The 22,863-nt window shown below is 44.6% G+C and carries 23 protein-coding genes and 1 riboswitch; of the genes, 6 read left to right on the forward strand and 17 right to left on the reverse strand.

What is annotated here, in order from left to right; translation table 11 throughout:
- Positions 1–377 precede the first annotated feature (377 nt).
- Positions 378–827: an RNA recognition motif domain-containing protein gene (locus RH88_RS20615; RefSeq protein WP_174269676.1), complete on the forward strand. Its 450-nt coding sequence runs from the start codon at positions 378–380 to the stop codon at positions 825–827.
- On the opposite strand, the gene murI is transcribed toward RH88_RS20615, so the two are convergent.
- The 3 genes from murI to btuB are packed head-to-tail and all read right to left on the reverse strand — an operon-like array spanning position 793 to position 4,157.
- A complete protein-coding gene (gene murI / locus RH88_RS20620; RefSeq protein ID WP_005599684.1) occupies positions 793–1,584 on the reverse strand; it encodes a glutamate racemase in 792 nt (263 codons plus the stop codon). The genes RH88_RS20615 and murI overlap by 35 nt on opposite strands.
- Before the next feature lie 31 nt (positions 1,585–1,615).
- A complete protein-coding gene (locus tag RH88_RS20625; RefSeq protein WP_005599685.1) occupies positions 1,616–2,299 on the reverse strand; it encodes a Dph6-related ATP pyrophosphatase in 684 nt (227 codons plus the stop codon).
- Positions 2,300–2,345: 46 nt separating this feature from the next.
- Complete coding sequence (btuB, locus tag RH88_RS20630) at positions 2,346–4,157, reverse strand: TonB-dependent vitamin B12 receptor (protein WP_005599686.1); 1,812 nt, start codon at positions 4,155–4,157, stop codon at positions 2,346–2,348.
- A gap of 53 nt (positions 4,158–4,210) precedes the next feature.
- A riboswitch (cobalamin riboswitch) is annotated at positions 4,211–4,411 on the reverse strand.
- Between the two features lie 185 nt (positions 4,412–4,596).
- On the opposite strand from btuB, the gene trmA reads away from it, so the two are divergent.
- Complete coding sequence (gene trmA, locus RH88_RS20635) at positions 4,597–5,706, forward strand: tRNA (uridine(54)-C5)-methyltransferase TrmA (protein WP_005599689.1); 1,110 nt, start codon at positions 4,597–4,599, stop codon at positions 5,704–5,706.
- Between the two features lie 62 nt (positions 5,707–5,768).
- Here the strand turns inward: trmA and RH88_RS20640 are convergent, their stop codons facing one another.
- Positions 5,769–6,155 (reverse strand): YijD family membrane protein, encoded by a 387-nt coding sequence (locus RH88_RS20640; protein ID WP_005599690.1) that lies wholly within the window; start codon positions 6,153–6,155, stop codon positions 5,769–5,771.
- Positions 6,155–6,796 carry an HTH-type transcriptional repressor FabR gene (fabR, locus tag RH88_RS20645; protein WP_005599692.1) on the reverse strand — a complete coding sequence of 214 codons (642 nt, stop codon included), beginning with the start codon at positions 6,794–6,796 and terminating at the stop codon, positions 6,155–6,157. The genes RH88_RS20640 and fabR overlap by 1 nt, the downstream gene beginning before the upstream one ends.
- A 248-nt stretch (positions 6,797–7,044) precedes the next feature.
- On the opposite strand from fabR, the gene sthA reads away from it, so the two are divergent.
- Positions 7,045–8,475 (forward strand): Si-specific NAD(P)(+) transhydrogenase, encoded by a 1,431-nt coding sequence (gene sthA, locus RH88_RS20650; RefSeq protein ID WP_081467398.1) that lies wholly within the window; start codon positions 7,045–7,047, stop codon positions 8,473–8,475.
- Between the two features lie 69 nt (positions 8,476–8,544).
- Here the strand turns inward: sthA and dinF are convergent, their stop codons facing one another.
- The 4 genes from dinF to RH88_RS20670 form a co-directional block, all read right to left on the reverse strand.
- Complete coding sequence (dinF, locus tag RH88_RS20655) at positions 8,545–9,849, reverse strand: MATE family efflux transporter DinF (RefSeq protein ID WP_174269678.1); 1,305 nt, start codon at positions 9,847–9,849, stop codon at positions 8,545–8,547.
- Between the two features lie 76 nt (positions 9,850–9,925).
- Positions 9,926–10,738 carry a class I SAM-dependent methyltransferase gene (locus RH88_RS20660; protein ID WP_005599697.1) on the reverse strand — a complete coding sequence of 271 codons (813 nt, stop codon included), beginning with the start codon at positions 10,736–10,738 and terminating at the stop codon, positions 9,926–9,928.
- Between the two features lie 98 nt (positions 10,739–10,836).
- Complete coding sequence (gene lexA / locus RH88_RS20665; RefSeq protein ID WP_005599698.1) at positions 10,837–11,457, reverse strand: transcriptional repressor LexA; 621 nt, start codon at positions 11,455–11,457, stop codon at positions 10,837–10,839.
- An 85-nt stretch (positions 11,458–11,542) separates the two neighbouring features.
- The gene (locus RH88_RS20670) at positions 11,543–11,905 is read right to left on the reverse strand and encodes a diacylglycerol kinase (RefSeq protein ID WP_005599699.1); all 363 of its coding nucleotides are present in this window, start codon (positions 11,903–11,905) and stop codon (positions 11,543–11,545) included.
- Between the two features lie 200 nt (positions 11,906–12,105).
- Here RH88_RS20670 and plsB point away from each other — a divergent pair, with 200 nt between their 5' ends.
- The gene (plsB, locus tag RH88_RS20675) at positions 12,106–14,562 is read left to right on the forward strand and encodes a glycerol-3-phosphate 1-O-acyltransferase PlsB (RefSeq protein ID WP_005599702.1); all 2,457 of its coding nucleotides are present in this window, start codon (positions 12,106–12,108) and stop codon (positions 14,560–14,562) included.
- A 130-nt stretch (positions 14,563–14,692) separates the two neighbouring features.
- On the opposite strand, the gene ubiA is transcribed toward plsB, so the two are convergent.
- Both ubiA and RH88_RS20685 read right to left on the reverse strand, forming a co-directional pair.
- Positions 14,693–15,547, reverse strand: coding sequence for a 4-hydroxybenzoate octaprenyltransferase (gene ubiA, locus RH88_RS20680; protein ID WP_005599705.1), 855 nt, complete (start codon positions 15,545–15,547; stop codon positions 14,693–14,695).
- Positions 15,548–16,087: a chorismate lyase gene (locus RH88_RS20685; RefSeq protein WP_005599707.1), complete on the reverse strand. Its 540-nt coding sequence runs from the start codon at positions 16,085–16,087 to the stop codon at positions 15,548–15,550.
- Between the two features lie 166 nt (positions 16,088–16,253).
- On the opposite strand from RH88_RS20685, the gene RH88_RS20690 reads away from it, so the two are divergent.
- Positions 16,254–16,664, forward strand: coding sequence for a flagellar basal body-associated protein FliL (locus RH88_RS20690; RefSeq protein WP_005599709.1), 411 nt, complete (start codon positions 16,254–16,256; stop codon positions 16,662–16,664).
- Between the two features lie 74 nt (positions 16,665–16,738).
- On the opposite strand, the gene glpG is transcribed toward RH88_RS20690, so the two are convergent.
- From glpG to ftsY, 6 genes are all read right to left on the reverse strand, one after another.
- Positions 16,739–17,563, reverse strand: coding sequence for a rhomboid family intramembrane serine protease GlpG (gene glpG, locus RH88_RS20695; protein ID WP_005599711.1), 825 nt, complete (start codon positions 17,561–17,563; stop codon positions 16,739–16,741).
- An 8-nt stretch (positions 17,564–17,571) separates the two neighbouring features.
- Positions 17,572–17,892, reverse strand: coding sequence for a thiosulfate sulfurtransferase GlpE (glpE, locus tag RH88_RS20700; RefSeq protein WP_005599713.1), 321 nt, complete (start codon positions 17,890–17,892; stop codon positions 17,572–17,574).
- Positions 17,893–18,285: 393 nt separating this feature from the next.
- Complete coding sequence (gene rpoH / locus RH88_RS20705; protein ID WP_005599715.1) at positions 18,286–19,143, reverse strand: RNA polymerase sigma factor RpoH; 858 nt, start codon at positions 19,141–19,143, stop codon at positions 18,286–18,288.
- Positions 19,144–19,329: 186 nt separating this feature from the next.
- Positions 19,330–20,292 carry a permease-like cell division protein FtsX gene (ftsX, locus tag RH88_RS20710; protein WP_005599717.1) on the reverse strand — a complete coding sequence of 321 codons (963 nt, stop codon included), beginning with the start codon at positions 20,290–20,292 and terminating at the stop codon, positions 19,330–19,332.
- Positions 20,282–20,956 carry a cell division ATP-binding protein FtsE gene (gene ftsE, locus RH88_RS20715; RefSeq protein ID WP_005599718.1) on the reverse strand — a complete coding sequence of 225 codons (675 nt, stop codon included), beginning with the start codon at positions 20,954–20,956 and terminating at the stop codon, positions 20,282–20,284. Before ftsE ends, ftsX begins: the two co-directional genes overlap by 11 nt.
- A gap of 26 nt (positions 20,957–20,982) precedes the next feature.
- A complete protein-coding gene (ftsY, locus tag RH88_RS20720) occupies positions 20,983–22,155 on the reverse strand; it encodes a signal recognition particle-docking protein FtsY (protein ID WP_005599720.1) in 1,173 nt (390 codons plus the stop codon).
- A gap of 209 nt (positions 22,156–22,364) precedes the next feature.
- On the opposite strand from ftsY, the gene rsmD reads away from it, so the two are divergent.
- Positions 22,365–22,863 (forward strand): 16S rRNA (guanine(966)-N(2))-methyltransferase RsmD (gene rsmD, locus RH88_RS20725; RefSeq protein ID WP_005599722.1); only part of this gene is annotated, 499 nt, incomplete at its 3' end.

Below are 22,863 nucleotides of genomic sequence, written 5' to 3' on the forward strand. Positions count from 1 at the left end.
AGCTTTTCTAGCGGAACCAGCATTTCAATACCGTGTCGCTAGGGGTGCGTATCTTACGCTTCCCGATTTGAGAGTCAAGCGTTTTATTCAAACTTTCTTTTCTCTCTTTACCAACTGAGTTTGTGACTTCCGTCTCGTTCCCTGTCGATGGAGCGGCATTATAGGGAGGTTGAGACACATGACAAGTATTATTTGGAAAAAAGAATTTGTTTGCCTAAAAAGCCAGCAAAACGCATAAAATAGAATAAAATTTCAACATTTGAGTCATGTCACATCAATGAATTGGAAAAAGGCCAACCATATACGTAAGATTCATGTGTCTATATTGTTAATAGTAGATAGTTAATTTCCTCTGACCTAGAAGTAGTATTCTGATTATGAGTTCAAGTAAATCAATAGTAATGATGATCGCTCTTGCGGTACTGGGTGGAATCATCTTCTCGCAGGTAGATATCTCTCCTGCAATTAGTTTTGTTGTTGGTGTTTTGGCTTCTGCTTTTGTTCTTAAATTTTCCAACACTACAACAGAAGCTGTACCGCTGAGTGATCCAGCAACGAAAACGTTGTATGTCGGTAATCTACCTTATAAAGCAAATGAGTCTCACGTGAAGGAAGTTTTTTCTAAACATGGTGAAGTATTTGCTGTGCGTCTTATGAAAGATAAACGCACAGGTAAACGACGTGGGTTTGGATTTGTCGTAATGGCAGCCTCAGACGCAGAAACGGCCATTGCAGCATTAAATGAAAAGGATTATATGCAGCGTACTTTGAAAGTCCGTATTGCTAACGAGCCTAAAACTCAAGAAGAAGAGGACGAACTAAGGTAAATCCTATTCTGGCTAATGCTCTATTCAGCGCCTCTTCTTCCCAAGGTGGGGCGCTGCAATAGATTTCTCTCGCTCCGATACGCTTTTCTTTCTCTTCTATATTAAGTAACTCTTGCACACGGCGGGCAATCGCGACTCCGGAATCCACCAGCAGAACTTGCTCACCCAGTACAGTTTGTATCTCTTGTTTAATAAGAGGGAAATGCGTACAACCTAATACCGCTACATCAATCTTGTTCTTCAATGGTGCCAGTAGTTGTGCCATTTCATCTATATCAACACTCTTCCCTCTGAGCTTTTCTTCAGCTATATCAACCAGACGGGTCAAACCAAGCATTTCGACTGGCTTGCTTTGCGAAAAGTCTCGGATGAGATCATGAGTATATTCACGCTTTACTGTCGCCGGAGTTGCGATTAGCCCAATCGCTTTATTGGCAAGATTAGAAGCCGGTTTAATGGCTGGCACTACGCCAACAACTGGAATAGATAACTTTGCGCGTAAAGAAGGAAGAACAATGGTGCTTGCGGTGTTACAAGCAATCACGACTAAGTCAATCTGATGCGCGCTGACAAAGCGCGTAACCAATTGGTCTACTCGCTCAATCAAGGTGTGATGCTCAAGCTCACCATAAGGGTAAGCTGCATTATCAAATAGGTAATAGTAATCGAGCTGAGGTAAACGTGCTTCGATCTCTTGATAAACCGAAAGACCACCGACACCTGAATCAAAGATTAAAATTTTAGGTTGCTGAGACACGACACTATTCCACTTATTTATATGCTGGCGATCATACCCTGCGATTTGCTTTTCGCAATGCTTTCGCGCTGTATCTTTGGTGGGAGAATCGTTCGCCATGTTCAATATGCGAAAGTTGCAGTTCTAACACGCCATCAAAGCTGCGTGTTTGTGTAACCAGTGTATGGAATTCACCATTTTCGCCACATGGATCGACATCAGGCGATAGCTCGGCCAATAAGGCTTCATCATACCAACGACCACAAAGCTCACGTGCGATACGATCACCATCTGCTGTGACCAACATAGTTTTAATACCACGCTCTATTATCTCTTGCGCTAGTTGCTCACTCGCCTCTCCCATTAGCGGGAAAACGCATTGCCATCCGGCAGGTTCAATGTAGCTACGGCGATACTCGGCTATCCCATTACAGAACATATCGCCAAAAGCGACTGCCTCAAAGATTAAATCAGACGCTTTCAACTCTTCAACAACTAACGACTTGTATTGTTCATTGCTTGGGAAGACCTCTGGCAGTGCAATTTTAACTAACGGTAAACCAAGTAAGTCCGCTTGCATCTCGACCACTTCGATTGGCGTCGCTTGGAAAGGAACCTCATCTTCAAGGTAAGTAGTGAACAGGCCAACGACATTGTATTGGTCACTGTCCAATAAGCGCTCTAAGGTCAGAGTCGAATCTTTACCTGAAGACCAACTCACGATGATGTTTTTCATTTTTCTCTCGGGAAGGAAAAAACCGCCCGAAGGCGGTTTGATAACACTAAAACTGGTAACCTAAATTTAAGTAGTATGCTCGCTCTGCGGCAGGATATCCTTTCGCTGTTTCATACTTTTCATCAGCTAAGTTATCAATTCGTGCACTAATCGTCATGGCTTCATTGGCATAGTAACTTACAGCTGTATCAAATAAAGAGTACGCCGGCAATTCAACTGTAGAATCTGGTCGCTCACCCACATATTGATAACCGATTGACCAATCTACTTTATCGAACGCGACAAGTGCATTCCATTTGTACATTTCTTTTGAGCGGCGGATTAACTGATCTCCATTTGCATCTTCAGGATCTTTAAAATCAGCACTAAATTGATGCTGTATATTTCCTGTAACAAATTCTGCCACGACTTCTATCCCTTGAATGTGGCTTTGCCCATCGATATTAGCGAACTTGGAAGTAGTACGATTATATTCAATAATATTATCAATCTTGTAATCATAGCCCGTAATAGACCAACGAACATCTTCGATAACACCACCAAACGTCAGATCCCAAGCGTCAGACTCTTCTGGCTTAAGCTCTTTATTACCAGAAAATGGGTCATTTAACTGATATAAATCTGGCGCTTTAAAAGCTGTACCGAATGAACCTTTAACACCAAATTCTTTGATAAAGTCATAACCAGCCCCAAGAGTATAAGTATGCTCTTCTCCAAACTGTTCGTTATCATCTAAACGAACACTCGCTTCAAAAGTGGACTTTTCAACTTGCATTGTTGCTACGGCAAAAATTGCTGAGTTTTGTCGTTCAAACTTCTGATCTGCTACCTTATCCGTATAGGATTCATCACGCCAATCAACTCCACCTGCGAGCATTATAGAGTCACTTAATAGATAACTATTAATCCACTGCACATTTTGTTGTTCCAGCTCTCCAATACGACCACTATGCTTACCCTCTGATTGCTCATAATCCCATTCTTTTTGCTTTTGGGTATTAAACTGCAACTCTGACATCAAAGCTTGCGATTGGAATTTAGTTCCTAACGCAACAGCAATGTTATCTTTTTCTGCTTCATAATATTTATGTGAACCAAAGCTACTATCGTACTGATAAACATTTTCATAAGCTCGTATATTCGCAAACACAGACCATTGCTTTCCGAAGTTATGCACATATCCAATTAAACCATTTTGACTCTCAAATCCATGGCGATCGCCATCATTGACTCCTGGTAGAGGTTTTACGTTATAGCCCTCGTCACTATCAGTACCTATAGCTAGATTCAACTGCCCTTGCTCACCGGCCTGAATCCCTGATGCTGCACTTAATTCCTGATAGTCCAAACTACCAAGACCAGCACTTAGTTTAGTGCCCTGCTCTTCCGAACGAGCAATAGTGATGATATTGATAACGCCACCAATTGCCTCAGAACCATATAAAGAAGCACGAGCACCACGCACATATTCAATTCGGTCTACATAAGTTAAAGGAATTTGATTAAAGTCCACAGATCCTTTAGCTGCACGAGCAAAGCGAATACCGTCAACTAGAACTAACACTTGATCAGAGTTTGTGCCTCGCACATACAATGATGCCAATTGACCTCGACCGCCGTTTTGAGAAATTTGAATCCCAGCTAATCTACGAAGTACATCCGGTAAACTTTTAGCTTGAATTTGGTCTATGTCTTGACGAGTGATAACCTCGACATTAGAAAGAGCATTGGTCTGTACTTGCTCAAATCGATTCGCTGTTACAACCATCGTCTCGTCTGCTGAGACTTCTTGTGCTTGAGTGTAAGAGGCATAAGGAAGCAATGACGCTACGGCCACGGCTAAAATAGAACGGTTCATTTTTGTAATCCTAAGTCGCGTAAATCCTACCGAGCGCGGAGCACATGCTTCCAGTGTTTGCTCAGTTGCTGGCAGGTATTCGGACTTTAGAGCTCTATACTTTCCTACTTACTCGACTTCCCACCCCCATACTAGAGGCAGTGTCTTAAGAGTGTTCGTTCTCTATTACCGCTGCGCGTCAGTTCTGGAGTTACACCAGATTCCCTCTTCAGCCATCTATACTGCTAGATAGCACCAGCTAGGCGCCGATGGTATTAAGCAATCGGTTAATTGTCCAGCGGTTATTGATAATTGTTATATAATTCAATTGTTTCATTAGATTACTTATCACCTTGCCCTCCTGATGCCTCAAGCTCTTGGCGACGCAAAACTGGACATACGGTAGATATCGAATAAAATCTGCGCTCTTAAATAAAATGCACCATACAAAGGTAATACTATGGCGACTCTTGATGTAAACCCTCAACACTACCAACAGCAGTTGGCCGAAAAAGTTGAACGTCTCACAGGGATGTTTGCTAACTACAACGTGCCAGAGCTAGAAGTGTTTGAATCTCCAGAGCAGCACTACCGTATGCGTGCCGAGTTTCGTGTATGGCACGAAGGCGAAGACATGTACTACATCATGTTTGACCAGCAAACTCGTGAAAAGTACCGTGTTGACCAGTTCCCTGCCGCGAGCCGTTTGATCAACGATCTGATGCCGTTATTGATTGATGCGATGAAGGACAATGAATCACTGCGTCGTAAACTGTTCCAAGTCGATTTCCTGTCGACCAAGAGCGGAGAGATTTTGGTGTCGCTGCTTTACCATCGTCAACTTGACGAGGCATGGATTGAAAACGCAAAGGCACTAAAACAGCGTCTTAATGATGAGGGCTTTAACCTCAACCTTATCGGCCGTGCACGTAAAATGAAAGTGGTGCTGGATCGTGACTTTGTTATCGAGAAACTCGATGTTAATGGCCAACCATACATCTACCAACAAGTCGAAAACAGTTTTACGCAACCAAATGCTGCGGTTTCTGAAAAAATGCTGGCATGGGCGGTAGACTGCACGCAAGATAGCAGTGGCGATTTACTTGAGCTTTACTGTGGTAACGGTAACTTCTCTTTAGCGCTGGCGCAAAACTTCAATCGTGTATTAGCAACTGAACTGGCTAAACCATCGGTAGAATCAGCGCAATACAACATTGCTGCAAACAAGATTGAAAACGTACAAATTCTACGTTTATCAGCCGAAGAGTTCACTCAAGCGATCGAAGGACAGCGTGAGTTCCGTCGTCTAAAAGATGCCGGCGTTGATCTGGCGAGCTACAACTGTAATACCATCTTCGTTGATCCACCTCGTTCAGGTATGGATATCGACACCTGTAAAATGGTGCAGGGCTACGAGCGCATCATTTACATCTCTTGTAATCCAGAAACGTTGCAAGAAAACCTAGATATATTGAGTGAGACACACAATGTCACTCGTTTTGCTCTATTCGATCAGTTCCCATATACCCATCACATGGAAGCAGGCGTAATGTTAGAGCGTAAGGCGTAGTCGCCATCCATTCTAATTGATATAAAAAAACGAGCCATTGGCTCGTTTTTTTTTGCTTTCACTTATTCAGCGGCTTCTTCTTTGGACTTCGACATGTAGCCCAGTTTCTTACCAATCCAAAGCATCAGTAGCATGGATACGATGATGGCAAAGAAGTTTGAGCCAGCATCAGGGTACTGCGCCTTTAAGAAAGCTGAGTGGCCAAAGGCCCCCACGAAGAAACATGCAAGCCCAATCAGTGGAATATCTTCTGATACGGGGTTATTCAAGTACTCTTGATACAGCGCCTGAACAGCTAGCACTAGCGCAATGATAGGAAAAATAGAGAAGCCCACTTCGCTCATAGTGAGCCATGAGAGTAACGAGTCGCTACACATACCTGCAACTAGAGCAAGCACTAGGGTCTTTTTTTCCGAACCACGATTAATTGGATTGTTTTCATTAGACATTAATCTATCCCGCCTTTTAGTCGGTTACGTTCACGTTCTTTGCGATACCAATAAGCCCCTTTGGCTATCATTCGCAATTGCATGATCAAACGTTCCGCGAGAATTTCTCGCTCACGTCGATCGAGATCTAATACCTCTGCTCCTGAGCTAAAAACTAAGGTGACAGAGGCTTCAGCTTGAGTAAAGGCCTCATCACGGCTCATGCCGCTGCTAATCAAGAACTCGGTCAACTCTGCGGCAAAATGTTGAATTTCACGCGCAACAGCGGTACGAAAAGCAAAAGAAGTTCCTGAACGTTCCCTTAATAATAAGCGAAAGACGTTTGGGCTACTTTCAATGAACTCCATGAAGGTTTCCACTGAGGTGCGTATCACGCTGCCCTCTTTGACAATCCGTTGACGAGCTTGACGCATCAGCTGACGCAGTAACAAGCCTCCTTCATCCACCATGGTTAATCCTAGCTCATCCATATCTTTAAAGTGGCGATAGAATGAGGTTGGTGCAATTCCCGCTTCACGTGCGACCTCTCGAAGACTCAAATTCGAGAAACTTCTGTCCGCACTCAACTGGCTGAATGCCGCATCAATCAGTGAACGACGCGTTTTCTCTTTTTGCTGTGCGCGAATTCCCATGGTTTTCATATTCTGATTTCTACTTTTCTGACTAGGGAACCTCTAATATACATGGATTCCTGCAACGACTTAAGTGCCTTTACTCAGCAGGTAAAAATAAACCGTAGTTAGATACTGATTGCAATCATTTCACTGCAAATTAGCGACATCCACCATGGCAACAATGCACATTTCACGCTTTACGCGTGATCCCATCGACTCTCTAGTATGACGGTTATTTACGCAATTAAATAATGCGTTAATATCTCGATAAAGCAATGTTACAACAATATAACAAGGATAGAGTCATGGCCGTAAGCAATCATTTTGATGTTATCGTGATAGGCAGTGGCCCAGGCGGCGAAGGTGCAGCTATGGGCTTGACCAAGGCTGGTCTTAATGTCGCCATTATCGAAAAAGAAAGTAGTGTCGGTGGCGGGTGCACCCACTGGGGAACCATCCCTTCGAAAGCGTTACGTCATGCCGTGAGCCGTATTATTGAATTCAATAGCAATCCGCTATTTTGTAAAAACAATATGAGCCTGCACTCCACCTTCTCTAACATTCTTAATCATGCCAAATCTGTAATTGATAAGCAGACTCGCTTACGTCAGGGCTTTTACGACCGCAATGAATGCACCTTATTATTTGGCGCCGCACGCTTTACCGATAGCAACACCGTTGCGGTGATGCAAAGTGATGGCAGTGAAGAGTTTTACAGTGCCGATAAGTTTGTGATTGCAACCGGCTCTCGCCCTTACCGCCCTGATAACGTCGATTTTGATCATCAACGAGTTTACGACAGTGACTCTATCCTTAGCCTGAAACACGATCCTCGCCACATCATTATTTATGGTGCTGGCGTCATTGGCTGTGAGTACGCTTCGATCTTTCGTGGCTTAGGGGTTAAGACTGATCTGGTGAATACTCGCGATCGCCTACTCTCTTTCCTTGATAATGAAGTCTCCGATGCACTGTCGTACCACTTTTGGAATAGTGGTGTGGTGATTCGTAACGATGAAACCTTTGAAAAAATTGAAGGTACTGAAGACGGCGTGATTGTTCATCTACAATCCGGCAAAAAAATGAAAGCCGATTGCCTACTCTATGCCAATGGCCGAACAGGTAACACCGATAAACTCAATTTGACTGCCGTAGGCCTTGCCGCCGATTCACGCGGTCAAATTGCCGTAAACCGTAATTATCAAACCGATGCTGAACATGTTTATGCGGTGGGTGATGTAATTGGCTATCCAAGCCTTGCTAGCGCCGCTTACGATCAAGGCCGCTTTGTTGCACAAGCGATCACGAAAGGCAAAGCGGATAACTATCTTATTGAAGATATCCCAACCGGTATCTACACCATCCCAGAGATCAGTTCCGTAGGCAAAACAGAGCAAGAACTCACTGCTGCTAAAGTGCCGTATGAAGTAGGACGTTCATCCTTTAAACATTTGGCACGCGCGCAGATTGCTGGTAAAGATATTGGCAGTTTAAAAATACTCTTTCATCGTGAAACCAAAGAGATCCTTGGCATCCATTGCTTTGGCGAGCGCGCAGCCGAAATCATTCATATAGGCCAAGCGATCATGGAACAAAAAGGCGAAGCCAATACCATCGAGTATTTCGTCAATACTACCTTCAACTACCCAACAATGGCTGAAGCTTATCGAGTAGCCGCGCTCAATGGTTTAAACCGCCTGTTTTAATCCACTCTTTATCTCAATAAAAAAGCCGCTTAGTAGCGGCTTTTCTCTATCGTATTCTTCGCAATCGCATTACGCCAAAAACGCACCTTTTCGCCATTGATGACGTAGCACCAATGCTAATGTGATACCGCGCATCGCCATAAAACTCAACATCGCCAGCCACAAAGCATGGTTCTGCCAACTAGCGCAGAGGTAGAAAATGACAAAATAACTGCACGTCGCAACAAACATACCATTGCGCATTTCACGTCCTTTTGTTGCGCCGACAAAAATACCATCCAACAAAAAACACCACATTGACACTAACGGCATTGCCACCAGCCATGGCATAAATTCCAGCGCTTTATCATGCACAGCGGGAATATTGGTGATCAAACTGATCATGGAGGATCCGAAAGCGTAAAAAACCAAGGTCAGCGCACAGCAAATCACTAAACTCCAAAAGAAAGTACCGATTAACGATTGATTTAGCTCATCACGATCTTTAGCGCCAATCGCTTTACCTACCATTGCTTCCATCGCGTAGGCAAATCCATCCATACCATACGAAATCATCATCAGAAAACTCATCAATACCGCATTCGCTGCAACAATCTCATCGCCAAAACTGGCGCCTTGAAAAGTCATAAAAGTAAAAGTGGCTTGCAAGCACAATGAACGCAGAAAAATATCTCGATTGAGTTTCACAAATCGAACTAAGCCATTAGTGGTATCTTTAAGCAACAATAGAATTGATGGTAAGTGTTGCGCTCGCCATGTATAGCGCACACAGATCAACCCAAAGGCCATGCCAGTATAATCAGCAATAACAGAAGCTAATGCTGCCCCTTCGACCTGCCAGCCGAAACCCAGTACAAACAAAACATCAAGCAAGATATTAGTCAGGTTGGTAATGATCACCATCCACATCGGTGCTTTCGCATTTTGCGTACCCAATAACCACCCCAGTAACACAAAATTCGCTAACGCGGCGGGCGCACTCCAAGCTCGAATTGAAAAGTATTGTAGGCCGTAGTGTTTTACTTCCGAACTAGCGTCACTAAAGGCAAACACCCAGTCACCTATCCAGCTATGCAACAGTAAAAACACACCAGCGAAACCCAATGCCATCACCATCCCTTGGGTAAACACCAACCCAAGTTGATGCGCATGCTTAGCACCAAAAGATTGTGCGGCTAGCCCTGTGGTCGACATACGCAAAAAGCCCAATAACCAAAAACTGACACTGATCATCATGCTGCCGAGTGCCACACCACCTAAATACCACGCATGTTCTAAGTGGCCAATAACGGCAGCATCCACCAGCCCCAGTAAAGGAACGGTAATATTGGAAAGTACCATTGGGATCGCGAGCAATAGCACCTTCTTGTGCATTGCTCGATTGGAAAGGTTTTGGAAAATGTGCACGTTGTGACTTCTTTGCGGAATTTATGCGCAAAGTGTAACTGGATCACCAACGAAGCTGAACTACTACCGGCGTGAATCTGTGTTTTGAACCAACAAACTTTGTCAGCCAACGCTGCCATAGTTTCCAGCGCACACAATGTTTGTCGAGTGGTGACGAAGTTCGTACCCATCTCGCCCAAGGTAAATAACGCAAAACTGCCTCGCCCGGCGCATCATAGCCATGGGCATATTGCCCCGAGCCCATCTTTTGCCCCAAGACATTCATACAGCGATCCCCTGCCAATACTAAGCTCGCTTTTGCGCTATCAAAATGGCGGCCTAATGCCTGCACAAACTTAGCAACTTGTGCTGAATTGCAATCCAGTAGCGCATGCTCACAAACGATCATCACTGGCGCTTTCTCAGGGATATTGAGATCGTCTAACCACGACAGATCATCAACACTACCGCACTGATGGTGATAACGCTCACTGGCATGAAACAGCTTCTGTCGCCACAGTAAATTTTCCGTCACATCCAACTCTAACCAATGGCAGCGCCCGTTATCAACACGATAAAAACGGGTATCTAGCCCTGCGCCAACGTTGATGATCCAACCATCTGGATTCTGTTTAATAAAGGCGGTGACTTGCTCATCACAAAGCTGAGTCAATGTGGCATGAAGTAATTGTTTTTGGTTGATATCACCAGAGAAGCATTCCGGTGCTAACTGACAACGCTGGCAAGCGGTGGCGGCAATAGGATCGTACACGAGACCATCATCAACCAAGCTTTCTCGACTTCGTAGCCAAAGCGGCTGCACTAGGTTGGCAGGGATCTGATAGCGTGTTTTGGGTAAGTGTCTGGACGGGGACATTATCATCTACCTTCCTTAGCAAGAAAGTAGATGATAATAAATATCAATTACAATAGCAAGATTAATGAGAATGAATCTCAACTTGCTAAGCTATAGCATTACATCCAATCAGTGTTGCGAATAATCCCAACAGCAATACCTTCAATTGCAAGGTGCTGGCTGGTTAAATCAACTTTAATTGGTGCAAACTCTTGGTTTTCAGCATGCAGTAAAACCGTAGAGCCTTTACGCTCCAAGCGTTTAACCGTGACGTCATCATCGACACGAGCAACCACCACTTGGCCATCTCTTACATCTTGTGTTTTATGCACAGCCAATAAATCACCATCCATGATGCCGATATCTTTCATCGATTCGCCATTAACACGCAATAAAAAGTCCGCCTGCGGTTTGAACATGCTTGGATCCACTTGATAATGTGCTTCCACATGCTCTTGAGCCAGAATAGGCTCACCAGCGGCGACTTGACCAATCAAAGGCAATCCTTGGTCATCATTTGCCGCATCTTCTAGCAAAATTCGAATACCTCGGGAAGCGCCCGGAATAATCTCAATTGCTTGTTTTCTTGCTAAAGCTTTAAGGTGTTCTTCTGCAGCATTTGCTGAGCGAAAACCTAGTTCTCTTGCAATCTCCGCACGGGTTGGCGGCATGCCGCTCTCTTCAATTTTGTTTTTAATTAAATCAAAAACTTGTTGTTGGCGGGGCGTTAACGGCTTCATAAGTCACCTGTCTTTTTATACAGTTCACTGTGAGTATATCCAGTAAGTGGACAAATGAAAAGCGAATTGATGATTTTTTAATAACTTACAAGAAGAGGATCTCAACCCAAACGTAAACGGTTAATAGCATAGTTAACATCACTGTCGCTGAGCCAATATCTTTCGCCTTTCCTGATAATTCATGATGCTCTGTACCAATACGATCCACTACCGCCTCGATTGCACTGTTGATCAATTCCATCACCATCACTAACACCACACAAGCTATCATCAAGATGCGCTCGATTTGACTGACATCAAGCCAAAAAGCCAAGGGGATCATAATGCAGGCTAAAATCAGCTCTTCTCGAAAGGCCGCTTCTGTTTTAAATGCCGCTTGCAAACCCTGATAAGAGAAGCGCGTTGCATTAAATAGACGTTTAAATCCGTGTTTGGTTTTCTGTGACACCTTATTCTCTCTCATCGTTCAGTTGGATTGGCCACATCAGCAGAATGTTGCTGCTTTTGCACCCAATAATAATTAAAAGGTTCGACCAGTTTCTGGTATCCTTGCCAGCTAAAAATCTGCTTGGGCATATCTCCACTTCTACACTTAAAGAATTGGAAATGTGCTTATGCTCATTAATTCATTTGAGGCAACGAACTTTTATGTCTTCTGGACGCTCTCTATCACGTTCTCTATTAAAGCTACCACTGTCGGTACTGGTAAAAGGAACGGCTATCCCTTCAAACCCAATTGAAGACCATAGCATTGATGTCAACAAGCCTATTGTTTACGCATTGCCATACCGCTCTAGTGTTGATCTTGTCAGCCTACAAAAACAGGTCATCGCGCTCGGTTTGCCTGATCCTCTTGAACCATTAATCATCAATGGTAAAAGCTTTAGCCGTTTTGTATTTATCTCTTCACGTGAAACCGTGCTTGGCAATGACAATGATGTTCCAAGTGAATCTATAGCGCTGTTTTCAGAGTTACTGGCTCTGCATAAAGAAGACAGCGAATTGGATATCCAGATCCTGCCAATCACCGTTCTGTGGGGACGCAAGCCAGAGAAAGAAGGCAAGCAGACCAACTATCTACAATCCCTTAATGGCCCACAAAAAGCCAAAGCGGTACTGTTGGCTGGTCGTGACTGTTTAATCCGTTTTAGCCCGGTGGTTTCACTGCGTTATATGGCCGACTCGCACGGCACTGATGCATCGATCGCTCATAAACTCGCCCGTGTTGCACGTATTCACTTCTCGCGCCAAAAACTCGCAGCATCAGGCCCAAGCCTGCCAAACCGCCAAGCGTTATTTAAGCGCTTAATGAAATCAAAAGCGATTGAAAAAGCGATTGCCGATGAAGCGCTAGCCAAAGATATTCCGATCGAAAAAGTGCGCAAAGAAGCGCAAGATATCATGGATGAGATTGCCGCTGACTTCTCATACTCGCTCATCAAAAATGGTAGCCGGGTTCTTGGTTGGCTATGGAATCGAATCTATCAAGGTTTAAACATTAACAATGCCGCGACCGTTCGTCGTCTGGCACAAGATGGCCATGAAATTGTTTACCTACCTTGCCATCGTAGCCACATGGACTATTTACTATTGTCTTACGTGCTATATCAAGAGGGTATGGTTCCACCGCATATCGCTGCGGGTATCAACCTAAACTTCTTCCCTGCAGGCCCTATTTTCCGTCGCGGTGGTGCATTCTTCATCCGTCGTAGCTTTAAGGGCAACCGACTGTACTCAACCATCTTCCGTGAGTATTTAGCAGAGCTGTTTACTAAAGGTTATTCTGTGGAGTATTTCTGTGAGGGTGGTCGTTCGAGAACAGGGCGTTTGCTACAAGCAAAGACCGGCATGCTCGCAATGACCATTCAAGCCATGCTACGCGGCCTAAACCGCCCAGTCACCTTAGTACCGGTATATATCGGCTATGAACACGTAATGGAAGTAGGCACTTACGCCAAAGAACTACGCGGCAGTCGCAAAGAGAAAGAAAATGCCAGCTTGGTACTTCGTACGATTCGTAAACTGCGTAACTTTGGCCAAGGCTATGTCAATTTTGGTGAGCCAATCCCGCTCAATCAATACTTAAATGAACATGCGCCAGAGTGGACTAAAGATATCGATCCGATGGGTGCGACCAAACCACAATGGCTGACGCCTGTGGTTAACGATCTTGCGACGAAGATGATGTCACACATCAACGATGCTGCTGCTGCGAATGCACTCACCTTATGTGCGACTGCATTGCTTGCTTCACGTCAACGCGCATTGTCTCGTGATAGCCTTGTTAAGCAAGTTGACTGCTATCTATCTCTACTTAAACAAGTGCCTTATTCTTCAAGCTTCACCATGCCAAATGAAGAAGCGGAAGTATTAGTTAAGCATGCTGAATCTTTAGATAAGTTTGTTATTGAAGCGGACAGTATGGGTGAGATCGTCTCACTCGATCGTAACCAATCAATCCTAATGACTTACTATCGCAACAACATCATTCACTTGTTTGCGATTCCAGCACTCATTGCACAGATGTTGGTACGTCGCCAGCAACTGAGCTTAGCGCAAATCCAAGCTAATGTGGCTTTGATCTACCCTTTCCTAAAGCAAGAGCTGTTCTTAAGTATTGCTGATGACAAGCTTGATCAAACTGTCGAAGCTTACGTGCATGAACTCGCACGCCAAGGGTTAATCACGATCGAAGATCAACAAGTGAAGTTTATTCAAAGTAACTCTCAAGTATTAGTACTACTGGGTCGCACGATCTCTGAAACTCTACAGCGTTACTCAATTACTCTTAATTTACTGGTCGCTATCCCTGAACTGGGTAAAACAGACCTTGAAATAAAGAGCCAAGATATTGCACAGCGCTTAGGACGTTTACACGGTATCAATGCACCCGAGTTCTTTGATAAAGGTGTTTTCTCAGCCATGTTCAGCACGCTAAAACAGCAAGAGTATCTTGATAGTGAAGGGGATTGTGATATTGAAAAAGCCACCACCCTGGCTGAGTTGTTGTACTCATTACTCTACCCTGAAGTTCGACTGACGATTAAAGAGAGCGTGTGTCAGGCAACGGAAATGTGCGAAGAAGTGTGTGATTGCGCAGAGTAACAAAATAGCAGTTCAAGTCATAAGTTAAGCCTATTTCACACTCAGAATGAGGCACAAAAAAGGGCATCTACCAAGATGCCCTTTTCTATATCTACCACTTCAAATCATCGCTAGATAGCGTCAATCCGCATTACCAAAATGCCACTAACAAACCAATCGTAATGGCCATTCCAACATAGTTATTGTTTAAAAAGGCTTGGAAACACTGCGCTCTATCTCGATGACGTATCAAGTGCTGCTGGAATACAAACAATGCACCTACCGCCAACACTGCCCAATAAAAGCTCGCGCCTAACGAATACCACATCCCTAAGGCTATCAGCATCAATACAGTGGCAAGCTGCAGGACACCAATGATCATTTTATCAAAGCGCCCAAACAAAATGGCGGTTGATTTAATACCAATTTTTAAATCATCATTGCGATCAACCATGGCATATTGCGTGTCGTAAGCAATGGTCCACAATGCATTCATCACAAATACAAACCACACGATCGGTGGAAGCTCATTGGTTTGCGCAGCCCACGCCATCGGAATCGCCCAACTAAATGCAAGACCAAGAAACAGTTGGGGTAAATGAGTATAACGCTTCATAAACGGGTAGATAAAAGCCAACCCAATTCCGACAAATGACAGCTGAATCGTCAACGGATTCATGGTCAAGACCAATACGAAAGATAACACTGCCAAAGCAATAAATAAGCTGACCGCCTCTTTCGCACTGATCATTCCAGATGGCAACGGGCGGTGCTGCGTGCGTTCCACATGACCATCCACTTTACGATCAGCAAAGTCATTGATCACACAACCAGCAGCGCGCATCAAAACCACGCCCAGAATAAACACCAATAACACGTTAAGGTGAGGGATGCCTTCCGCAGCAATGATCAGAGCCCACAAGGTCGGCCATAGCAACAACAAGGTGCCAATCGGTTTGTTCATGCGCATCAAGTGCCAATAGGCGCGCACTTTCGCGGTTGTCATCTACACACTCTCCTTGGCGTAAATAGGGGCATTAAGTAAAAAAAGTTCAGCAACCAGCATCGGTTTGTGGTTCATCCATAAGCGAGAACGGCGAGCTAGACAGAGCCCATTTGGCGTCTTCGCCCAGCCAACTTGTAAGGCGTCGCGTTCTACATTTTCAGCACTGAACACGGTCAAACCCAATGGTATTTCACCTTGCTGGGTAAGATCATGGGGTTGATCCGTTAATGACGATTGCGGGATCAAGGTTCGACCTAAAATCCACGGCTCACCATCGCCTTTCAGTACCACTTTACGCAGCAAACATTGTTCTTGAGATAACAGCGCTATTTCTTGCTCATCCAATTTATTCGCAAGCACAACATCGTTATGAAGTAGATCTACGTTCAATTGTTGACAATAAGTTTTTAACAAACGTGACAATGAGCCCTGTTCTAAAAGCCATTCTCTCGCAATCTGCGAAGGAAAGTTAAAATTTTCAGGCTGTTGCCATTCCACTTGGCGCAGTGCGGACAGATAAAGCGCAATCATTTGATTCATACTAGTATTCAATAAGTTGCTTTATCGGCGTACAATAAAGCTTCAATCTGGTGCGTTAACTAACACTATATTGCGGTTAACTCAAATTCACTACAAATAGATGCTCTATTGTAACAAGACTCAGACGATTCGAGTATCGTGATCAGAAGAAAGAAAAGTTAGAAATATGTTTAAACGTTACGTAGCCCAAATATTTGCCCTGCTTTGCCTCGTTTTTGCTCTACCAGCAATCGCAGAAGAACAAGCCGGCACTCCGAGTTTGGCGTACTTTACTTTAGAGCCCGACTTAACCACTAACTTCTATACCAAAGGAAACGACCTTGGTTATATCCAGGTTCGCATCGATATCATGGTCGCCAATCAGGCCGATCTTCCTTTGATTGAGAAACACCAACCACTCATACGCGATGCCGTTATCGAGTTATTGGGTAAGCAAACGGAAGAGACGATTAAATCATTGGCAGGACGAGAAGACTTACGCAAAAGTTTAGTCGAAGAACTCAACTCTATTTTGTTACCTGAAACGGGTAAAACGGTGATTGCTGATTTGTTATTTACCAAATACCTTTATCAGTAAGCGACAAAAAGTAGCAGCAATAAAAAAAGCGGCCATCGCCGCTTTTTTTTATTCTCCAATACAGAGATAAACTCTCATACCTTCCGGCTGTCAAACCAGCCAAGCATTACACCAGCCAGCAAGCCGACTAAATGGGCGGTATTGGCAATTGCCATAAATGGCTGAACAAAACCCAAAACTAACCACACTAACATAAAGCCAATCAATGGCTTGGGCATCAATAAACCTTTCTCAGGGGCACGGTACCCCATCAGCCAAATGTAACCAACTAACGCATATACTACGCCAGATAAGCCACCGAAGTTGGCTCCTTCAACCCAAAACTGACCGATTCCGGAGAGTGCAGCAGAAAAGACAAATAACTGTAGTAGCTTGCCGCTACCTAATCGCTGCTCAATATCACCACCTAGCTGCCACCACCACAATAAGTTAAATGCGATGTGCATGATTGAGAAATGCAATAAGGCGTGGCTGACCCAACGCCATACCTGCCACTCTTGACCAGCAAAAGCAGGAAAGTGCAGAGCGTCGAAAACCGGCTGACCTGCGCCAAATTGTTGCAGAATAAAGATACCGATACAGGCTGCCATAATCGCCAGTGTAAATGGGCCTGCTTTGGCTTTTATCATGCTCATCATACTTGGCGAGTGATAGCGGAAATGGTTAGTTCGGCTTTCAGCCATATCCCATGAAGCCGCCTGATACTTAGTATCGTTCGGCTCGCTCAGAAACATCTTCAATTCCGCTTCGGCTTCGACTTGATGCTGATCATCCACCAGCCATAAAGCAAACTGACCCTCACCTTCTGGCATTAACTTAATATCTATCTGGCGTGAAGCCATATAGTCGATAAATGCCTGTGCCATGCGCGGCTGGTTTAAAGAAATCAGTCTGATCATAATCTATCCTAGTTGGTTGCGACCGGAAGGCTTGCTCGTTGCCAAGCGTCAAAGCCACCATCAACACTATACACCTGCTCAAATCCTTGGTTAACTAAATACTGCGCAGCACCTTGGCTACTGATGCCGTGATAGCACATCACTAAGATAGGTTGCTCAAACTCAACCTCATCCATAAACCCCAGCATGCTGTCATTAGTCAGATGAAAAGCTTGACTTGCATGCGCTAACGCAAAAGATTGCGGATCGCGAATATCCACCAAACGCGCCTCACCCTGTAGCAGTAATTCTTGCGCGGCGGTTACATCAATATGTTGAAACTGGTCCATTTACTTTCTCTATCTTCTCTCATTGTTATCTGCTGCCATTGTAACCTATCCAGTGCTCAACAAGTACACGATGGGAATAAGGTTATCCACTTGCGATCACTTCTTCACCATTTGTGGATAAGTTTGTGGATTACGTTGATAAAGTGCTTTAGTTAAATTCGATCCACAATATGTAGTGATGATCCTTATCTTTTTGTGTGTAAAACAAATAATATCCCCAATGACAATTCCCCCTTCAAGCCTTTATTCACCCTGCTTTCTGACACCTAACCAAGAATTTCATCACAGAGTTACCCACAGGCAAATGATAAAAAAATGATCGCTCAAAGCGATCAAGATATAAAAAAACCGAGATCAAGGGATCTCGGTTTTCGCGATTCGATTACGGAAAAACTACATTTCGCCGACAGCTAACTTCAGTTTTTTCATCGCATTCTTTTCTAGTTGGCGAATGCGCTCTGCTGATACGCCGTAGTTTTCTGCAAGTTCTTGTAGCGTCGCTTTATTGTCTACCAACCAACGTGAGCGAACGATATTTTGACTGCGCTCATCCAAGCTAGCTAAGGCAAGGCTCAGACGATTATTGGTGTGTGCTTCCCAGTTCGCCGCTTCAACATTCTCCGCCACATCGGAAGCTTTATCTTCAAGATAAAGCATCGGAGCGGTAATTGAAGTACCGGTGTCATCATCATCAGCACTGAATTCAAACGTAGGATCCTGCGCCGCGAGACGAGATTCCATTTCGCGCACTTCAGAGGGCTCAACACCAAGCTCACGTGCTACCGTTTCAACTTCACCGTTATTGAACCAACCTAAACGTTTTTTCGACTTACGTAGATTAAAGAACAGTTTACGTTGCGCCTTCGTCGTCGCCACTTTCACGATACGCCAGTTGCGTAATACATACTCATGTATTTCAGCTTTGATCCAGTGCACAGCGAAAGAGACAAGTCGCACCCCGACTTCCGGGTTAAAACGCTTAACCGCCTTCATCAGACCGATGTTGCCTTCTTGAATTAGATCTGCCATCGGCAAACCATAACCTGAGTAGCCGCGAGCGACGTGAACAACGAAGCGCAGATGTGAAAGGATCAACCCTTTCGCCGCTTCAATTTCGCTGTTGTAATGCAAACGCTCAGCCAGTCCACGCTCTTCGTCAGGTGTCAGCATTGGATAGCTGTTCACTGAGCGAATGTAGCTATCTAAGCTATCTTGGGAAACTGTAGCCATTGCATACACTTGGTTAGTCATTCAATTCCTCATCAATCTATGATCTGAATTAGGTGTTTTTTCCGCCGTCAATCTTGGACCTAAAATGCTCAGGTTTCAAGCAGGGGGAAGTTATTATGCATAAACGAAACGGCGATACAAGCAAAAAAGTACACGGTAGCGTGTACTTTCTCGTTTCAGTTTACGCAAAAATAGGACAACCAATGGTTAGACTGGTTCAATTTCATTAAGATGACGCTGTGCTGATACTTTCGCCGCTAAGCAACCTAAGAAGGTGCCTAACATCAGTAGCAGTAAGGACTCATCCCAACTCAACCCGATTAATCGGAAGCGGCTATCATACAGAAGCGCCAATTGTTCAACACTGCTATTGAGCAGAATTGTGATTAATGCGGTAAGAATCCAAGCGCTTATCGCCCCCAGTAGGCCAAACCACATACCAGAGTAGAGGTAAGGGCGCAGAATAAAGCTATCTGTTGCACCAATCAGCTTCATGGTTTGGATTTCATCTTTGTTGGCTTGCACATTGAAACGTAACGTATTTCCGACAATCAAAAACACAGAACCGAGCATCAATACCGACAATGTCATTACAATACCGCCAACCAGATTTTTGATCGCATCGAGGCGAGCAAACCAATCTTCATCTAAACGTACATCGCTGATTTCGTCTTCTGCTCGCACGCGTTGCGCCAACGCTTGCACCGCTTGTTTGTCGTCGCTGGTAGGCGTGATCACTAATACGCCAGGCAAAGCATAATCATCCAACAGTGAGATCGCTTGGTCAAAACCAGAGTATTGGCTGAGATCATCCAGCCCTTGCTGCGGAGAAATATAGTCAACCGCGGCGACTTCCGGCAGGCTTTCTAACTCATCTTTCAGCACCATGATGCGTGGCTCAGGCGTTTGCTCTTTAATATAGCCACTCACATGAGATGGGCCAGCAACATTGGTTGTCGCCACCGCAATATTTTTACCTAGCAGATATAATGAGGCAGGCAAGGTCAATGCCATCGAGATCACCGCTAAGGTGAGAATATTACCGAGCGGTCGTGACCACAGTGCCGCAAGTGACGATTTGGCCTGCTTAAAATGAATGGCAAAATAACCATCGCGTGCCACACCTTGATGTTTTTGAGTGGCTTTTTTATTACGAGTATTAGCGGCCATAATCTTCCACCTCACTCATGAAACCTTGGTTTAACTCCATGTGGCGATATTGCGGTCTTGAATTGACTAAATTGACATCATGCGTCGCGAGTAAGATCGTCACCCCAGCACGGTTAAACTCTTCCAATAAGCGCAACACGCGATTAGAGAGTTCCGAATCTAAGTTACCAGTCGGCTCATCAGCCAGTAACAGAGTAGGACGATTAACAACGGCACGGGCAATACCGACACGTTGTTGTTCACCGCCCGACAATTGACTTGGCAAGCAGCGTGCCTTGTCGAGCAAACCGGTTTTATCTAATGCCGCTGATACACGGCGTTTAATTTCATTTTCCGAGATCGATTCAATTCGCATTGGCAGTGCCACGTTATCAAACACGGTACGATCCATCAGCAAACGATGATCTTGGAAAACAATGCCGATGTTACGACGCAGCAGAGGAATATCCTTACCAGGAATTCGGGTGATGTCATGGCCGTTAAAGCTGATCTTGCCATCCGTTGGTCGCTCAATCGCACAAATCAACTTAAGCAAGGTACTTTTACCGGCACCTGAGTGCCCACCTAAAAACGCCATTTCGCCACGACGCAAATGGAAGTCGACTTTTTGCAGAGCTTGTCGACCACCACGATAAGCCTTACTCACTTGCTGAAACTTAATCACCCGTCATTCCTCTCGCTAACAGCTCGTTAATCTTCTCGGCTAAATAATGCGTCGATAAATTCTTGTGTCTCAAACGGACGCAAGTCATCAATGCCTTCGCCAACACCAATATAGCGAATTGGAATTTGGAATTGATCGGCAAGCGCAAAGATCACACCACCTTTTGCCGTGCCATCAAGTTTCGTCAATGTAATACCGGTTAACGGTGCGACGTCACTAAACAGTTTGGCTTGGCTAATTGCATTTTGGCCCGTCGCTGCATCAAGCGTTAACATCACTTCATGTGGTGCAGAGTCATCAATCTTCTTCATCACTCGAACAATCTTACGCAACTCTTCCATCAGGTTGGCTTTGTTTTGTAAACGACCCGCCGTATCAGCGATCACCACATCGTAGCCACGCGCTTTCGCCGCTTCAATCGCATCATAAATCACTGATGCACTGTCAGCACCAGTATGCTGAGCAATCACAGGAACGTCATTGCGCTCGCCCCAAACTTGCAATTGTTCAACTGCCGCAGCACGGAACGTATCCCCTGCAGCTAGCATCACTTTTTTGCCTTCAGCTTGGAACTGCTTAGCCAATTTACCAATGGTGGTGGTTTTACCCACACCATTCACACCAACCATTAGAATGACAAATGGCGTATTGCCATTATTAACATCAAGTGGCTTCTCAACGTGTGAAAGGATCTCCGCCATTTCATCTTTAAGAAGACCATATAAAGCTTCGCCATCTTTCAAATCTTGGCGGCTGGCTTTCTCAGTTAAGTTATTGATGATCTTCATGGTGGTTTCCATGCCGACATCTGCGATCAATAACTGCTCTTCCAACTCTTCAAACAAATCGTCATCGATCTGCTTACCTTTGAACAAACCAAAGAAACCCGCGCCAATATTCGCTTTAGTTCGCGCAAGGCTGCGCTTCAAGCGAGCAAAGAAACTTTCCGTTGGTTTTTCCTGTTCAACCACTCGTGGCGTCACAGGCTGTTCTGCTTCTGCTTCTGCTTCTGCTTCTGGGCGAGTTTCAACCTCGACCACTTGTTGAGCAACAATCTCTTGCTCTGTATCGTTTTGTTGTTCTTCAACCACTTCTGGCTGTGGTTGTTCTACCTGCTGTTCTTCTGCGGGTTGCTTAACTTGCTCTTCGTCACCGAAACCAAGCCAAGAGAGCAATCCACGCTTCTTTTTTTCCGTCATCTGGGGCTATCCTAGATTGTCTTAATTAACTCTCAAACTTCTCCACCACCCTATGGCAAGATGGAAAAGAAACATGACAACAGTGTGAAAAGTCTCTACGCCAAGCGTGATTTAAGGTTACACTTTGTCATCTATGAAATTTGGCTGTACTCAGGCGTAATCGCTGAGCGACTGGGTATAGTATCACTTTATTCGCGGTCAAAAAATCTATGCAAAGACGTCGCCAGCAAAACACATCACAAAAAAAACCTTCCACCGGCTTTATTCGCATTATTAGCGGCTTATGGCGTGGACGAAAGTTGCCTGTACACGATGCTGAAGGGCTTCGACCAACCACTGACCGCGTAAAAGAAACTGTCTTTAACTGGTTAGCACAAGATGTTCCACAAGCGAAATGTTTGGATCTTTTTGCCGGCTCAGGTGGCCTTGGCTTTGAAGCAGCATCACGCCAAGCAGAAATGGTGACCTTGATTGAATTAAATCCAGCCGCCTTTAAGCAGTTACAACAAAATATAACCGCACTAAAAGCCACTAACATCTCAGCAAAAAATACCGATGCGCTGAGCTTTTTACAGCAACCGGGAAATCCGCATCACGTCGTATTCATCGATCCGCCTTTCCGTAAGGGTCTGTTAAGTGAAGCCGTAGTTCTGTTAGAGCAAAATGGCTGGTTAGCCGATGACGCGATGATTTATATTGAAACGGAAA

This window comes from Vibrio scophthalmi LMG 19158 (assembly GCF_000222585.1).
Lineage (GTDB): Bacteria > Pseudomonadota > Gammaproteobacteria > Enterobacterales > Vibrionaceae > Vibrio > Vibrio scophthalmi.

Coding starts and splice junctions, on each gene's coding strand:
- RH88_RS20615 (WP_174269676.1), top strand. CDS start 378: ATGAGTTCAAGTAAATCAATAGTAATGATGATCGCTCTTGCGGTACTG.
- RH88_RS20625 (WP_005599685.1), bottom strand. CDS start 2,299: ATGAAAAACATCATCGTGAGTTGGTCTTCAGGTAAAGATTCGACTCTG.
- btuB (WP_005599686.1), bottom strand. CDS start 4,157: ATGAACCGTTCTATTTTAGCCGTGGCCGTAGCGTCATTGCTTCCTTAT.
- trmA (WP_005599689.1), top strand. CDS start 4,597: ATGGCGACTCTTGATGTAAACCCTCAACACTACCAACAGCAGTTGGCC.
- RH88_RS20640 (WP_005599690.1), bottom strand. CDS start 6,155: ATGTCTAATGAAAACAATCCAATTAATCGTGGTTCGGAAAAAAAGACC.
- fabR (WP_005599692.1), bottom strand. CDS start 6,796: ATGAAAACCATGGGAATTCGCGCACAGCAAAAAGAGAAAACGCGTCGT.
- sthA (WP_081467398.1), top strand. CDS start 7,045: ATGTTACAACAATATAACAAGGATAGAGTCATGGCCGTAAGCAATCAT.
- dinF (WP_174269678.1), bottom strand. CDS start 9,849: ATGCACAAGAAGGTGCTATTGCTCGCGATCCCAATGGTACTTTCCAAT.
- RH88_RS20660 (WP_005599697.1), bottom strand. CDS start 10,738: ATGTCCCCGTCCAGACACTTACCCAAAACACGCTATCAGATCCCTGCC.
- lexA (WP_005599698.1), bottom strand. CDS start 11,457: ATGAAGCCGTTAACGCCCCGCCAACAACAAGTTTTTGATTTAATTAAA.
- plsB (WP_005599702.1), top strand. CDS start 12,106: ATGTCTTCTGGACGCTCTCTATCACGTTCTCTATTAAAGCTACCACTG.
- ubiA (WP_005599705.1), bottom strand. CDS start 15,547: ATGACAACCGCGAAAGTGCGCGCCTATTGGCACTTGATGCGCATGAAC.
- RH88_RS20685 (WP_005599707.1), bottom strand. CDS start 16,087: ATGAATCAAATGATTGCGCTTTATCTGTCCGCACTGCGCCAAGTGGAA.
- RH88_RS20690 (WP_005599709.1), top strand. CDS start 16,254: ATGTTTAAACGTTACGTAGCCCAAATATTTGCCCTGCTTTGCCTCGTT.
- glpG (WP_005599711.1), bottom strand. CDS start 17,563: ATGATCAGACTGATTTCTTTAAACCAGCCGCGCATGGCACAGGCATTT.
- glpE (WP_005599713.1), bottom strand. CDS start 17,892: ATGGACCAGTTTCAACATATTGATGTAACCGCCGCGCAAGAATTACTG.
- rpoH (WP_005599715.1), bottom strand. CDS start 19,143: ATGACTAACCAAGTGTATGCAATGGCTACAGTTTCCCAAGATAGCTTA.
- ftsX (WP_005599717.1), bottom strand. CDS start 20,292: ATGGCCGCTAATACTCGTAATAAAAAAGCCACTCAAAAACATCAAGGT.
- ftsY (WP_005599720.1), bottom strand. CDS start 22,155: ATGACGGAAAAAAAGAAGCGTGGATTGCTCTCTTGGCTTGGTTTCGGT.